General features: G+C 68.0%; 14 protein-coding genes. 9 read left to right on the top strand and 5 right to left on the bottom strand.

Annotated features, from left to right (window positions below):
• Window positions 1-22: 22 nt before the first annotated feature.
• From ACFSC3_RS03625 to ACFSC3_RS03610, 4 genes are all read left to right on the top strand, one after another.
• Complete coding sequence (locus ACFSC3_RS03625) at window positions 23-3487, top strand: cadherin domain-containing protein (protein WP_380938842.1); 3465 nt, start codon at window positions 23-25, stop codon at window positions 3485-3487.
• A 187-nt stretch (window positions 3488-3674) separates the two neighbouring features.
• Window positions 3675-5330 carry a GGDEF domain-containing protein gene (locus ACFSC3_RS03620; protein ID WP_380938840.1) on the top strand — a complete coding sequence of 552 codons (1656 nt, stop codon included), beginning with the start codon at window positions 3675-3677 and terminating at the stop codon, window positions 5328-5330.
• 32 nt (window positions 5331-5362) lie between these two features.
• Window positions 5363-5554 carry a hypothetical protein gene (locus tag ACFSC3_RS03615; RefSeq protein WP_380938838.1) on the top strand — a complete coding sequence of 64 codons (192 nt, stop codon included), beginning with the start codon at window positions 5363-5365 and terminating at the stop codon, window positions 5552-5554.
• A 37-nt stretch (window positions 5555-5591) separates the two neighbouring features.
• Window positions 5592-7292, top strand: a complete 1701-nt coding sequence (locus ACFSC3_RS03610) for an AMP-binding protein (RefSeq protein WP_380938836.1) — start codon at window positions 5592-5594, stop codon at window positions 7290-7292.
• Here the strand turns inward: ACFSC3_RS03610 and ACFSC3_RS03605 are convergent.
• Genes ACFSC3_RS03605 through ACFSC3_RS03595 form a run of 3 tightly spaced genes read right to left on the bottom strand, consistent with a single transcriptional unit; the run spans window position 7272 to window position 9248 of the window.
• Window positions 7272-7571, bottom strand: coding sequence for a type II toxin-antitoxin system RelE/ParE family toxin (locus ACFSC3_RS03605; protein ID WP_380938834.1), 300 nt, complete (start codon window positions 7569-7571; stop codon window positions 7272-7274). The two genes, ACFSC3_RS03610 and ACFSC3_RS03605, sit on opposite strands and share 21 nt — an antisense overlap.
• A 2-nt stretch (window positions 7572-7573) precedes the next feature.
• Window positions 7574-7825: a type II toxin-antitoxin system ParD family antitoxin gene (locus ACFSC3_RS03600; RefSeq protein WP_380938832.1), complete on the bottom strand. Its 252-nt coding sequence runs from the start codon at window positions 7823-7825 to the stop codon at window positions 7574-7576.
• A 31-nt stretch (window positions 7826-7856) separates the two neighbouring features.
• Window positions 7857-9248, bottom strand: coding sequence for an NAD-dependent succinate-semialdehyde dehydrogenase (locus ACFSC3_RS03595; protein ID WP_380938830.1), 1392 nt, complete (start codon window positions 9246-9248; stop codon window positions 7857-7859).
• Between the two features lie 88 nt (window positions 9249-9336).
• Here ACFSC3_RS03595 and ACFSC3_RS03590 point away from each other — a divergent pair, with 88 nt between their 5' ends.
• From ACFSC3_RS03590 to queA, 5 genes are all read left to right on the top strand, one after another.
• Window positions 9337-9582 carry an exodeoxyribonuclease VII small subunit gene (locus tag ACFSC3_RS03590; RefSeq protein ID WP_380938828.1) on the top strand — a complete coding sequence of 82 codons (246 nt, stop codon included), beginning with the start codon at window positions 9337-9339 and terminating at the stop codon, window positions 9580-9582.
• On the top strand, window positions 9582-10472 hold the full coding sequence (locus tag ACFSC3_RS03585) for a polyprenyl synthetase family protein (RefSeq protein ID WP_380938826.1): 891 nt from the start codon (window positions 9582-9584) through the stop codon (window positions 10470-10472). Before ACFSC3_RS03590 ends, ACFSC3_RS03585 begins: the two co-directional genes overlap by 1 nt.
• Complete coding sequence (gene coaD / locus ACFSC3_RS03580; protein WP_380938824.1) at window positions 10469-10981, top strand: pantetheine-phosphate adenylyltransferase; 513 nt, start codon at window positions 10469-10471, stop codon at window positions 10979-10981. Before ACFSC3_RS03585 ends, coaD begins: the two co-directional genes overlap by 4 nt.
• An 83-nt stretch (window positions 10982-11064) precedes the next feature.
• Window positions 11065-11778 carry a peptidylprolyl isomerase gene (locus ACFSC3_RS03575; protein WP_380938822.1) on the top strand — a complete coding sequence of 238 codons (714 nt, stop codon included), beginning with the start codon at window positions 11065-11067 and terminating at the stop codon, window positions 11776-11778.
• Window positions 11779-11829: 51 nt separating this feature from the next.
• Window positions 11830-12855: a tRNA preQ1(34) S-adenosylmethionine ribosyltransferase-isomerase QueA gene (gene queA / locus ACFSC3_RS03570; protein ID WP_380938820.1), complete on the top strand. Its 1026-nt coding sequence runs from the start codon at window positions 11830-11832 to the stop codon at window positions 12853-12855.
• A gap of 96 nt (window positions 12856-12951) precedes the next feature.
• Here queA and ACFSC3_RS03565 read toward each other — a convergent pair whose 3' ends face one another.
• Together ACFSC3_RS03565 and modB are read right to left on the bottom strand one after the other, a co-directional pair.
• Window positions 12952-13569, bottom strand: a complete 618-nt coding sequence (locus tag ACFSC3_RS03565; RefSeq protein WP_380938818.1) for an ATP-binding cassette domain-containing protein — start codon at window positions 13567-13569, stop codon at window positions 12952-12954.
• Complete coding sequence (gene modB, locus ACFSC3_RS03560; RefSeq protein WP_380938816.1) at window positions 13559-14224, bottom strand: molybdate ABC transporter permease subunit; 666 nt, start codon at window positions 14222-14224, stop codon at window positions 13559-13561. The genes ACFSC3_RS03565 and modB overlap by 11 nt, the downstream gene beginning before the upstream one ends.
• Window positions 14225-14264: the final 40 nt, after the last annotated feature.

Here is a 14264-nt window from a genome sequence, read left to right as displayed (position 1 = left end):
TCACGCAACGGATCGCATTCTCATGGCAGTCATCAACGGCACCACCGGAGCCGATTCCCTGATCGGAACGATCGGCAACGACGCCATCTCGGCGCTGGCGGGCGACGACAAGATCCTCGGCAGCGAAGGCACCGACACCGTGGACGGCGGCACCGGCGACGACACGCTCATCTTCTCGCTGCGCAACGACACGCTGTTCACCATGTCGACGGCGTCGCGCACGATCACGGTCGACGCGAGCCGGGTCTATGACAATCTCGGCAGAATCAACACCAGCTTCTCGAACGTCGAGCATATCCAGATCGACGACGACGGCGGGTCGACCGCGGCGCTCGGTGCGCTGACCGTCAACGCCAGCCAGGCGAGCAACGGCGTCGCCATCGGCTATGAATCCGGGCCGCTGACGGTCACGATGAGCGCCTATGACGACATGATCGTGGCGGGTGCATACACCAACACGCTGAACGGCGGCGCCGGCAACGATCGCGTCCAGATGAACCTGCCCGGCCGCTCGGTCGTCGTCACCGGCGACAGCGCGCGGGCGACCGTGGTCTCGTCCGCCAATGGCCAGTCGGTCACGACGACGCTGACATCGGTGGAATATCATACCATCTGGGGCACCACGGTCGATGCGTCGGGATCGAGCGTCGGGGCCGTGTTCGTCGACGATCCGTCCAGCCAGACGATCAGGGGATCGACCGGTAACGACACCTTTTCCTCGTTCAGCGGGAAATCGGGCGGAACGGATTCGTTCTTCGGCGGCGGCGGGGCCGATACCTACGACTTCACCTATGCGCTCGACGCTGTAGACGACAATCATATCTACGACTTCGACGCGGACGACGTGATCGACCTGCGATTCAATATCGACGGGAAACCCGCCCCCAGCTTCCGCGCGGACGGCGTGTTCACCGGGGTCGCCGGCCAGTATCGCACGCGCGTCGACGGCGCGAGGACGTTGCTGGAGGTCGACTATACCGGCGGCGGCGCCGCCGACCAGACGCTGACGATCGAGAACGGCGCGTTCGTGCTGCGCGAAACCTCGACGGGCTCGAACATCCTCCAGATCGCGCCGACCCCGACACCCAGCCCGACCCCGACGCCCACACCGACGCCCACGCCGACGCCGACGCCCACGCCCACGCCGACCAACACCGCGCCGCAGTTCACGTCGGGCACCACGGCGACCGTCGCGGAAAACAGCGTGGCATCGACCGTCGTCTATCAGGCGACCGCAACGGACGCGCAGGGCGATCGCATCACCTATTCGCTGACCGGCACCGATGCCGCGCTGTTGTCGATCGACGCGTCGAGCGGGGCCGTCACGCTCAACGCATCGGCGAATTTCGAGGCGAAGGCGAGCTACAGCTTCACCGTTATCGCGACCGATTCCGCCTCCCCCGCCCTCTCGACGCAGCAGGCCGTCCAGCTATCGGTGAGCGACGTCAACGAATCGCCCAGCTTCGCGACTGCCAGCCAGAGTGCGACGGTCGCGGAAAATATCGCGGCCGGCACCATCGTCCTTCAGGCGGGCGGCGCGACCGATCCCGACAGCGGCGCGGTGCTCAGCTATAGCCTGACCGGCGCCGATGCGGCCGCGTTCAGCGTCGACGCCGCGACCGGCCAGGTCCGACTGCTCGCCAGCCCGGATTTCGAACGCAAGTCGAGCTACACCTTCGACCTGCTCGCGACCGACCAGAATGGGTTGAGCGCCACGCGCACCCACACCGTCACCGTGACCGACGTCAACGAGGCCCCGGTGTTCGGCACCGCCAGCCGCGTGTCGACCGTCGCCAATACGCTCGCCGCCGGCTCGACCGTGGTCGCATCGGGTGGGGCGATCGATCTCGATGCGGGTGCGGTCGTCCGCTATTCGCTGAGCGGCACCGACGCGGCGCTGTTCGCGGTCGACGCGGTAACCGGCGTCGTCACCACCCGTGGCGCGCTCAACATGGCGAACACGCCCAGCTACAGCTTTAACTTGATCGCGACCGACCAATCCGGCCTGACGGCCAGCCAGGCGAACACCGTTCGCGGGTCCGGCGCACCGCCGCAGCTCGTCAGCGCCCAGCCGTCCGCCAGCGCAGCCGCCGTATCGCCCGTCGCCGACCTTAAGCTCACCTTCACCGGCACGGTCACGCGCGGCAGCGGGACGATCACGCTGACGAAGGCCGACGGCACCGCGGTCGAGACCTTCGATACCGCGACCAGTACGCGCCTGTCGTTCAGCGGATCGACCCTGACCATCGACCCGACCCGCGCCTTTGACATGGCGACGTCGTACAGGCTGGTCGTTGCGAACGGCGCGCTGTCGGTCGGCGGCGTCGGCCTGACCGGCGTGGCCGACTATGGCTTCACGACCGGACGCATCGAAACCGCCACCCAGTTCGGCCTGATGATGGCCGCGGGTACCCAAGCGACCGCATCGGGTTCCGGCATCGTCTTCGGCACCCGCGGCGGTACGCAGGAAGTGGTCGTCCGCGACACGCCGGGGCACATCGTGCTCGACCCGTCGTTCAACGACGGCGGCGATCGCCTGGTCCTGTCGGGCAACGCCAAGGATTATACCGCGACCGTGACCGGCTCGACCGTCATACTGAGCGACGGCGACACCAGCATCGCAGTGCCGGTCGGCGTGCGCATGCTGGATATCGTGTTCGGCAACGGCGTACGGGGTCTGCATTACGACACCGCGACGAGCAAGATCATGATCGGCGCGCTCGCCCTGTCGACCACGGCGACGGTCGTCGATACGCCGGTCACCGCGGCGAGCGCGACCGGCACGGTCGACCCGACCCTGCCGGTGATGATGGTCATGCGCGACGGCGGCATCGCGACCGCGAGCGGCATCGCCTCCGTCCTCGGCACCCGCGGACAGAGCGAAACCGTGACGGTCGCCCGTGGTTCGACCGTCACGCTCGACCCGTCGTTCAACGCCGGCGGTGACACGGTCACGCTGCCGGGCGCGACATCGGACTATACGGTCGTGCGAACCGGCAGCTCGGTCTCGTTCGTCTCGGCGACCGAGAAGCTGACCGTGCCGGTTGGCCTGATCGGCATCACCGTCCAGTTCGACGATGCGAAGCGCACGCTGCAATTCGACACGACCGACCAGACGATGAAGCTCGGCAGCCAGGTCGTCGGCCTCCAGGCGGCCGGCGTCACCGCGCCGGGTTCGGTGGCGAGCGAGACGCTCGGCACGCGTCAGGATGCGTCGAACGGCGACCACAGCTATGTCCACGCCGGCGACGGCACGGTCGATGCGCTGATTACCGGCTTCGGTCGCGGCGACAAGCTGATGCTGGATGGCGACCCGACACGCTACGCCTTTGCCTCGGACGGTACGAATCTGGTGCTCAGCTACGTCGACTCGCATGGCACGACACAGACGACGACGATCGCCGGCCTCGGCGCCTCGTCGGTCTATGTCCACGATCTGGCGAGCGCGCAGCAGGCCGCGGGCTTCACCTTCGCACAGTTCATCTGACGGGCTCGGCCGGGCGCAGTCCCGGCCGAATTCCGACCGTCGCGCCGCCATTCCGGATTCGTCCGGAATGGCGGCGATTGCGTGTGCGCCCCCTGTCGAAACCGGGACAGGCTTAACCTAATTTTAGGCGTCTTCCCCGTAGTTTCACGGGATGTGGGGGATAAAATCGCTGCGGATTCTGGGACTTGTGCTGGCGTTCGCCTGCGCCGTCCTCGTCCAGGATACGCGGGCGCAGGCCGGTCTCGCGGGAACGCCGATCGATGCCTGCATCGCCCGCGCCCTGCGCGGTCAGACCGCCGACGCGATGTTCACGACGCCCCGCGCTTTCGACTGCACGACATCGCAAATCACCTTCGGTCCCGGCGACTATTGGGTCCGCTCATCGCTGCTCCCGGCGGACATGCAGACGCCGCACCTGCGCGCGCGTGTCGGCAGCTTGTGGCAGGACGCGCTCACGCTCAACATCCTGTACAGCGACGGCAAGATCGTCACGATCCGGCGGTCGAGCCACACGATCTCCCGCAATCTCGAACTCGGTGCGATCGTCGAATTCGCGCTTCCCTATCGCGGGAAGGCGAAGCCCGTCCGGCTGCTGTGGCGGGTCGACGGATCGGTTAACATCCGTGGCATCCTGATCGGCCAGCGCCTTGCCGATGCGAGCGACAGCACGCGCGCCAATCTGGCGATGGCCGCGATCTATGCCGCGTTCGGCGGGCTCGCCTTTGCGCTACTTGTCTATAATCTCTCGCTCTGGTGGGCGCTGCGCTACCGGTTCCAGCTCGCCTATTGCGGGATGGTGGCAATGCTGGTCGGCTATGCGGTGACCTCGTCCGGGCTGCTCGCCTGGCTGGCGCCGGCGATCGACAACAACGACCGGATGCGGCTGAACTATATCCTGCTCGGCTCGGCCGCGGCGGCGGCGGTCGCTTTCGCGCGCTGTTTCTTCGAAGAGCGGATCTTCACCGGCTGGCTCCGCCATGCGACCCGCACCGCGATCCTCATCCTCGCGATCAGCGGCCCGGTGTTCGCCATCGGATCGCGGATCGACATGCGCATCGCAGACCGGGCGACGTCGGTCCTGATCCTGACCGGCCTGTCGGTCACCGCGCCGATCCTGCTGCGGGCGTGGCGGCGCAGCAGCCGCTATCTCTGGCTGTTCGCGCTTGCCTGGTCGTTGCCGATCGCATCCGCCGCCGCGCGGCTGATGAATGCGCTGCACCTGATCCCGACCAGCTTCTGGCTCGACAATTCGACGATCCTGGCGCTGACCTTCGAAGCGCTCATCTCCAGCCTCGCCATCGCCTATCGCGTCCAGACGCTCAGCCAGGAGCGCGACGAGGCGATCGCCGCCGAGATGCGCGCGCGGACGCTGGCCGATGCCGATCCGCTGACCGGCCTGCTCAACCGCCGCGCCTTCCTCGACCGGTTCATCGGTGCGGACGGTCACTGGACGCTCCACCTGGTCGACATCGATTATTTCAAGTCGGTCAACGAGACGCTGGGTCATGACGGCGGGGACGAGGTGCTGCGCGTCTTCGCCCGCACCCTGCTGCGCGCCGCGCCCGCCGGCGCGATGGTGTCCCGCCTGGGCGGCGAGGAATTCGCGATCGTCTCCCGCGCCGGCACCAAGCTCGATGCCGAAACCCTGCTCGACCAGTTCCGCGAGGCGCGCATGCCCTTCGACCTGCGCGTCACCGCCAGTGTCGGCAGCTGCACCGGCATCGTCGCGACCGAAGCCGACTGGAAGCTGCTCTACCGCAACGCCGACCGCGCGCTGTTCGACGCCAAGCGCGCCGGCCGCGATCGCGCCCGCACCGCACCGCCTCTCGCTGCCGCGGCTTGATGTGACAGGAGGTCCGGCGTATCGTCGCGTTCATGTGGAAGCGCCGCGCCGAAATCGCCATTCTCGCCCTGCTGGTCATCATCGCCGGCGGCGCACCGCGTCGGCCGCATGTCCATGCCGCCGCACCGACGATCGATCTGGCGGGCATCGCCCCGGCGGAGATCACGTCGATCGCCGACGTCGGCCGCGTCACGCTCAGCGCCGCCATTCTCCTGCTCGACTGAGTTGCGCCGGGCGCGGGCGTAACTTACACTCGTGTCAATGAGCGATCCTGAGAGCCTCTGGCGCACCGCCTATCACCACCCGGGCAACTGGGATCGCACCTATCCACCCGAGACGATGATCGACCTGTTGGTCGCCAGCACCGAGCGGCATCCGGAAGCGCCACTGCTCGACTTCCTCGGGCGGAAGTACAGCTATGCCGAGACGCTGGACGGCGCCAACCGCGTCGCCTGCGGCCTCGCCAAACTCGGCTACGGCCCGGGCGACCGCATCGGCCTCTTCCTGCCCAACGTGCCGCACTATGTCGCCGCCTATTATGGCATCCTCACGCTGGGCGCGACGGTCGTCAATTTCTCCCCGCTCTACACGGTCGACGAACTGGCGCATCAGGTCGCCGATTCGGGCACGCGGCTGCTCTTCACTCTGTCGGCGACCGCGCTGCTGCCGACCGCGCTGAAGGTGCTCGACAAGAGCGGTCTGGAACGGCTGGTCGTCGGCTCGATCGCCGGCGCGCTCCCGCCGACCAAGTCGGTGCTCTACCGCCTGTTCCGCCGCGCCGAAGTCGCCGCCCGCCCCGCCGATCCGCGTATCTCTGCCTTCTCGGACCTGATCGCCAACGACGGAACCTGCGCTAACGCGACCCTCGATCCGGAGAGCGATGTCGCCCTGATCCAATATACCGGCGGCACCACGGGCGTGCCCAAGGGTGCGATGCTGACGCATGCCAATCTGTCGGCGAACGCGCGCCAGGTCGCCGATCTCAATCCGGAACCGGACGAATGCGATCGGGTGATGGGCGTGCTGCCCTTCTTCCACGTCTTCGCCAACACCTGCGTGCTCAACCGCACCGTCATCACCGGCGGCGAGATCGTGATGCTTCCGCGGTTCGAGGCGGGCCAGGTCCTCGACGCGATCGACCGCACGCGCCCGACCGCAATGCCCGGCGTGCCGACGATGTATCAGGCGCTGCTCGACCATCCCAAGCACGCGAGCACGGACTTCTCCTGCCTGCGCTTCTGCATCTCGGGCGGCGCGCCGCTGTCGGCCGAACTGAAGGCGCGATTCGAGGACGATACCGGCGCCAGCGTGATCGAGGGCTATGGCCTGTCGGAAACCTCCGGCGTCGTCTCGTGCAACCCCTACGCCGGCCCGCAGAAGCCGGGCACCATCGGCCAGCCGATCGCAGGCACTCGTGTCTCGCTGGTCGACAAGGAAGACCCGACCCGCCCGCCCCCGCCCGGCGAACCGGGCGAGATCGTCGTGTCCGGCCCACAGATCATGAAGGGCTATTGGCAGCGCCCGGAGGCCGATGCCGAAGTGTTCGTGACCGACGCCGCCGGCACGCGCTGGCTGCGCACCGGGGACGTCGGCCGGATCGACGCCGACGGCTTCATCCGCATCGTCGACCGGCTGAAGGACATGATCGCGGTGGGCGGCTTCAAGGTCTTTCCCAGCCAGATCGAGGCGGTTCTCCACCACCATCCCGCCGTCAAGGAAGCGCTGGTGATCGGCCTGCCCGACCCCTATCGCGGCGAGGTCCCGCGCGCCTATGTGACCCTGCTCGACGACGCGGAGCCGATCGACGGCGCGGTCCTGGCCGCCTGGCTCAACTCCCAGCTCGGCAAGCACGAACGCGTGGATCAGGTCGTCACCCGCCTGACGCTGCCCAAGACGATGATCGGCAAACTCAGCCGCAAGGATTTGCTGGCGGAGGTGATGTCAGAGGGTCAGGTCGGATAGGTCGCGCTTGCCCGAGAACACTCGGATGACGATCACGTCGCCGCCATCGACATGGTAGGCGATGACGATCCGGCGCTCGAATGTTACCGTTCGAACATCGATCGACATGATCGACCGCACGGCTCCCCGCCGTGGAAAGTCCTGCAACTTGCCGATGAAAGCGCGTAGTCGTTCGATGTACCGCAGGGCTGTTGGAAGATCGGCGTGGTCACTGATCCAATCCGCGATCTGCTGAATGTCGGCCTCTGCTGTCGGAAGCAGGACGAGACGATGACTCATCCCTAGCGGCGAGCCTCCAGGTGCGCCCGGACGCGAGCGAATGCCTCGTCGATCGGTACGGCTGGCCGCGGATCGGCCAGCGCTTCGGCGACCTTTTCTCTAACCATGATCTCGAATGCCTCGCGCCGCTTCTCGAGCAAGCGCAACGCATCGTCGAGCACATCCTCGACCGATTCGTGAAAACCGTCCCCCAGAAACGCTTCCGCACGTTCGGTAAATTGCCCGAGATTGATAGCGGGATCACGGTCGGCCATGCCTGTCTTTACCACGATCCCATCGCCTCGCCTAATCCCCCGCCGGGCCGCTCTTGTCCGATTTCGGCAGCATCACCGCCTTCAAGTTCATGAATTCGTGCAGGCCCCACGGCCCCAATTCGCGCCCGTGGCCCGACCGCTTCACGCCGCCGAAGGGCGCCTCCGGCACCGACGCCAGCATCGCGTTCACTGCGGTCATGCCGGCCTCTATATCCCTCGCGAAGCGCTCCTGCTCCTGTGGGTCGTTGGTCCACACGCTCGACCCCAGCCCGAACGGCACGTCGTTGGCGAGGCGGATCGCCGCATCGATATCCTCGGCCTTGAACACCATCGCGACGGGACCGAAGATCTCCTCCTTCGCGAACTTGCCCTCCGGCGGCACGTCGACCAACACGCCCGCGCTCATCCACGCACCCGGTTGGTCGATCTTCTCGGCACCCACGAGCAGCCGCGCGCCTTCGCGCGTCGCCTCCTCGACCTGCTCCAGCACCGTGCCGCGCGCCTCTTCGCTCGACAACGGCCCCATCGCGGTCCCCTCTGCCATGGGGTCGCCGATCGCCAGTTCGCGCATGCCCTTCTCGAACCCGGCCACGAAGTCGTCATAGACGTCGGCGTGGACGATCATCCGCTTGGCGCAGATGCACGACTGACCGGCATTCTGCGTCCGTGCGGTCACCGCGACCTCGGCCGCCTTGGCAACGTCGGCGGAGGGCATCACGATGAACGGGTCCGACCCGCCCAGCTCCAGCACCACCTTCTTCAATTCGCGCCCGGCGGCCTCCGCGACCTTGATCCCGGCGCCCTCGCTGCCCGTCAGCGTCACCGCGACGATGCGCGGATCGGCGAGCACCGGCTCGACCTTCGACGACGGGATGGCAAGGTTCTGGAACAGCCCCTCGGGCGCGCCCGCCTTCGCGACCATCTCCTCGATCAGCTGCGCGCAGCCTTGCGTCAGCGAGGCGTGCTTCAGCAGCCCGACGTTCCCCGCCATGATCGCCGGCGCCAGGAAGCGCACGACCTGCCAGTAGGGGAAATTCCACGGCATGATCGCCAGCACCACGCCCATCGGCAGCCACCGCGCGACCGCCCGGCCCGACGCCATCTCGATCTCGGTGTCGGCCAGCAGCGCCGGACCATGCTCGGCGTAATAACGGAATCCGCTGACGCATTTCTCGACCTCGGCGACCGCCGACTTCAGCGTCTTGCCCATCTCGCGCGTCGCCATTTCGGCCAGCCGCTGCGTGTCGCCCTCGAACGCATCGGCGATCTTCGCGAGCAGCGCGGTCCGCTCGTCATAGGATGTCGTCCGCCAGTGACGATAGGTCTCCGCGGCCTTGGCGATCCGCGCCTCGACCTCGTGCGCGGAATGTTCGGAATGCTCGGCAAATGCTTCACCGGTCGCGGGATTGATGCTCTTGAACATGGAATTCGGCCGCCTTTCGTCGCCTGCCCAACGTCGTGCCCGCACACACGGTTGCATAACCGCCCGCCCCTGCCGCATAGCGTGTGACATGGCTGAAGATACCGCAATCGCCGCGCTGTCGTTCGAGGACGCGCTGAAGGAGCTCGAACGCATCGTCGGGCGCTTGGAAAGCGGCGATGCGTCGCTGGACGAAGCGATCACGCTCTACGAACGCGGCGATGCGCTGCGTCGCCAGTGCGCCGCCCGGCTGGACGCGGCGCAGGCCCGGATCGAGGCGATCCGCACCGATGCCGATGGCCGCGCCGCCGGCACTACGCCGTTCGCGGCGAACTGATGACCGCGACGCTCAAGGACGCACTGGGCGAGGTCGCCGCCGCGGTCGACCGCCAGTTCGACCTGCTGCTCGCCGTCCCGCAGGACCCGCGCGCCGACTTGTATCATGCGATGCGTCACGCCGCGATCGGCGGCGGCAAGCGGCTCCGCCCGCTGCTCACCTTCGCCACCGCCGACCTGTTCGGTGTCGACCGCACGGTCACCGCCCGCGTCGCCACCGCGATCGAGGCGATCCACGTCTATTCGCTGATCCACGACGACCTGCCGGCGATGGACGACGACGACATGCGCCGTGGTAAGCCGACGGTGCACAAGGTTTACGGCGAATCGACCGCGATCCTCGCGGGCGACTGCCTCCATGCGCTCGCCTTCGAATGGCTGGCGGAGCCGGAGGCGCATCCCGACCCGTTCGTCCGCGTCGAACTGATCGGCTGCCTCGCCGCCTCGTCCGGCCCTAGCGGCATGGCCGGCGGCCAGATGATGGACCTGGAGGCGGAGAAGACCAGCTTCGACCTCGCGACCGTCACGCGGCTCCAGGCGATGAAGACTGGCGCGCTGATCGCCTGCGCCGTCGAGGCCGGCGCGATCCTCGGCCGCGTACCGCCGGAGGGTCGCCGCCCGTTGCGCGGCTATGCCCGCGACATCGGCCTCGCCTTCCAGATCGCCGACGACATCCTCGACGTCGAGGGCGACGAAGCGCTCGCCGGCAAGGCGCTGCGCAAGGACGAGGCGGCGGGCAAGGAAACCTTCCTCACTCTCCTCGGCCTCGACCGCGCGCGCGAGCAGACGGCGATGCTGGTCGACCAGGCGATCGACCATCTGCGCGGCTACGGCCCCGAAGCCGACCTGCTCCGCGAGATCGCCCGCTACATCACGGAGCGCGATCGATGACCCGCATCGGCGTCTATCCCGGCACCTTCGATCCGATCACGCTCGGGCATATGGACATCATCCGGCGCGGGGCGAAGCTGGTCGACCGGCTGGTCGTCGGCGTCACCACCAATCCGTCCAAGTCGCCGATGTTCTCGGTCGAGGAACGGATGGAGATGGTCCGCCGCGAAGTCGCCGGCGTCGCGGGCGACGTGACCGTCGTCAGCTTCGATTCGCTGCTGATGGACTTCGCCGAACGGGAGCGCGCCAGCATCATCGTGCGCGGGCTGCGCGCCGTCGCCGACTTCGAGTACGAATATCAGATGGCCGGCATGAACCAGCAGCTCAACGCGCGGATCGAGACGGTCTTCCTGATGGCCGACGTCTCGCTGCAACCGATCGCCAGCCGGCTGGTCAAGGAGATCGCGATGTACGGCGGCGACATCGGCCGCTTCGTCTCCGCACCGGTCAAGGCGCAGGTCGATGCTCGCGTTCGCGAGATCGGGTTGAAGGGCGACGCCCGGCCATAAATTCGCCGCGACGCTCGTTCATTTTGCCGTCAGCCGCGCGCTCGTCTAAGGGGCCGCGATATCTGTAGGATCATCGAATAGACATGCGCGTGCTTTCCGCTCTGATCGTCGCTGCCGCGACGCTGTTCTCCGCGCCCGCCTCGGCGCAGCTGATCACGATTCCCGGACGCGCCGCCCCGCCGGCGACGACCGACAAGGAAAATCTCTGGCTGCTCGACCTGTCGAACGGCGGCCGCGTCACTATCTGGCTGCGCCCCGATGTCGCGCCCAAGATGGTAGAGCGGGTGAAGACCCTGACCCGCAAGAAATTCTACGACAACACGCTGTTCCACCGCGTGATCGACGGCTTCATGGCGCAGGGCGGCGACCCGAAGGGCGACGGCACCGGCGGCTCGGACCTGCCGGACCTGCCGAAGGAGTTCAACTACCTCCCCCACGTCCGCGGCGCGGTCTCGGCGGCGCGCGAAGGTGCGCCCGAGCAGGCGACGCAGGAACAGAAGGACAAGGCGGAGAACAGCGCCAATTCGCAGTTCTTCATCGTCTTCCAGCCGCGCCTGTCGCTCGACCAGAAATACACCGTCTTCGGCCGCGTGATCGACGGCATGCAATATGTCGACGCGATCGAACGCGGCGAGCCGCCGGCGAACCCGACGAAGATCGTCCACGCCTATATCGCCGCCGACAATCCCCCGGCCTATACCGCGCCCGCACCCGAGCCGGTGATGGTCGCGCCCGAAACGCTGCCGCCGGGTCCGGGCCGCAAGGCACCGCCGGCCAAGCCGTCGCCGGTCAAGTAAGCCTTTGCCCGTCATCCCGGCGACAGCGGGGATGACGGTGCGGGATCAGCCATGAACGTCGACCTGTTCGATTTCGACCTGCCGCAGGACAATATCGCGCTGCGCCCGGCGTCCCCGCGCGACTCGGCGCGGATGCTGGTGCTGGATGCGGCGGGCATGCACGACCGCATCGTCACCGACCTGCCGGCGTCGCTTCGCCCCGGCGACCTGCTCGTCTTCAACGACACCCGCGTCATTCCCGCCCAGCTGGAGGGCATCCGCGGCGCGGCGAAGGTCGGTGCGACCCTGCACAAGCGCGAAGGCCCCCGCCGCTGGCGTGCCTTCATCCGCAACGCCAAGCGGCTGCGCGACGGCGACACGATCGACTTCGGCCACGGCGTCACCGCGACCGCGGGCGATCGCGGCGACGACGGCAGCTTCGCGCTCGACTTCGCCGGTGACGAACCGGTCGAGCTGCTGCTGGAGCGCGCCGGCCGCATGCCGCTGCCGCCCTATATCGCCGCCAAGCGCCCGACCGACGCGCGGGACGCCGACGATTACCAGACGATGTTCGCGCAGGAACCCGGCGCCGTCGCCGCACCCACCGCGGCGCTGCATTTCACGCCCGCACTGATGGCCGCGCTCGACGCCGCCGGCATCGGGGATGCGACGCTGACGCTGCACGTCGGCGCAGGCACCTTCCTGCCGGTCAAGGCCGACGACACCGCGGACCACAAGATGCACGCCGAATGGGGCCGCATCGACGCCGCCACCGCCGACCGCCTGAACACCGTCCGCGCCGCCGGCGGCCGCGTGATCGCGGTCGGCACCACCAGCCTGCGCCTGATCGAAAGCGCGTGCGGCGACGACAATATCATCCGCCCGTTCGACGGCGACACCGCGATCTTCATCACGCCCGGCTACCGCTTCAAGGGCATCGACGGCCTTGTCACCAACTTCCACCTGCCCCGATCGACATTGTTCATGCTGGTATCGGGACTGATGGGGCTGGAGCGGATGCAGGCGGCCTATGCGCACGCCATCGCCGGCGGCTACCGCTTCTATTCCTACGGCGACGCCTCGCTGCTGCTGCCGTAAGCGACTGCCGCAGGCGGGCGATCGACGGGGGCATGAAACCCGGGGGCTTCGACTTTGCCCACACGAACGGTCGAGCAAAGCCGATCCAAACCGGCTCTACCCCTGCTCCGCGCCCATATGCACCATCTGCGTCGCCAGTCGCTCCGCCTCGCCGGCGTCATGCGTCACCATCACGATCGGCAGCTCGCCGCGGTCGCGCAGGCCCAGGATCACGCGCTCGATCTCGCTCCGCCGCGCGGCATCGAGGAACGATAAGGGCTCGTCGAGCAGCAACGCCTGCGGCCGGCTGAGCAGCGCCCGGCCGATCGCCACCCGCCGCGCCTCGCCGCCCGACAGGGTCTTCGGCCAGCGATCGAGCAGATGTGCGATGCCCAGGAAATCGCAGGTCTCGCCCAGCCCCGTCTCGTCTGTCGCCCCGTAGAGCAAGTTCGCGCGCACCCGCCGGTGCGGAAACAGCCGGGCGTCCTGGAACACATAGCCGATCCCGCGCCGCTCGGGCGGCAGGTCGATGCCCGCCGCGGCGTCGAACAGCGTCCGCTCGCCCAGCCGCACCGATCCGCGCGCCGGCCGCATCAGCCCGGCGATCATGTTCAGTACGCTCGTCTTGCCGACGCCGCTCGCCCCGAACAGCACCGTCAGCCCGGCGTCTGCGCTAAAGGCGCAGGCCACTTCCGTCTCGCCGACGCGGCCCGCGACGTCGACGTCAAACCGCATGCTGCCCCCGTGCGCTGCGTCGCACCAGCAGTTCCGACGCGATCAGCGCGGCCAGCGACAGCGCGACCGAAATGCCGGCCAGCCGCCACACCGCCCCCTCGCTGCCTGGCACCTGCAAGGCGGCATAGATGGCGAGCGGCAGCGTCTCGGTCTCGCCCGGCACGTTGGAGACGAAGGTGATCGTCGCCCCGAACTCGCCCAGCGCCCGCGCGAAGCCCAGGATCGCGGCGGCGAGAATGCCCGGCAGGCTGAGCGGCAACGTGATGGTCGCGAACACCCGCACGCGCCCCGCCCCCAGCGTCCGCGCGGCATTCTCCAGCCGCCGGTCGACCCCTTCGATCGACAGCCGCATCGCCCGCACCATCAGCGGCAGCGCCATCACTCCGCTCGCGATCGCCGCGCCCGTCCAACGGAACAGGACATGCTCGCTCAGCATCCCCAGCGGCCCGTCGGCGGCGAACGCCAGCAGCAACAGCCAGCCGGTCACCACCGGCGGCACGACCAAAGGCAGATGGACCAGCCCGTCGAGCAGCAGCTTGCCCGGAAAACGCGACCGCGCCAGCACCCAGGCGAGCGCGAAGGCGACCGGCAAAGACACGCCGACCGCGACGACGGCGACTTTCAGGGACAGGAGGATGATGGGGGTCATCAACATCCTCCCCGCCACGGGGAGGGGGACCGCCGCCGACGGCGGT

This window comes from Sphingomonas floccifaciens (assembly GCF_042681125.1).
Taxonomy (GTDB): Bacteria; Pseudomonadota; Alphaproteobacteria; order Sphingomonadales; family Sphingomonadaceae; genus Sphingomonas; species Sphingomonas floccifaciens.
The sequence above is the reverse complement of the archived record's forward strand: the minus strand, read 5'-3'. Positions and strand labels throughout refer to the sequence as shown.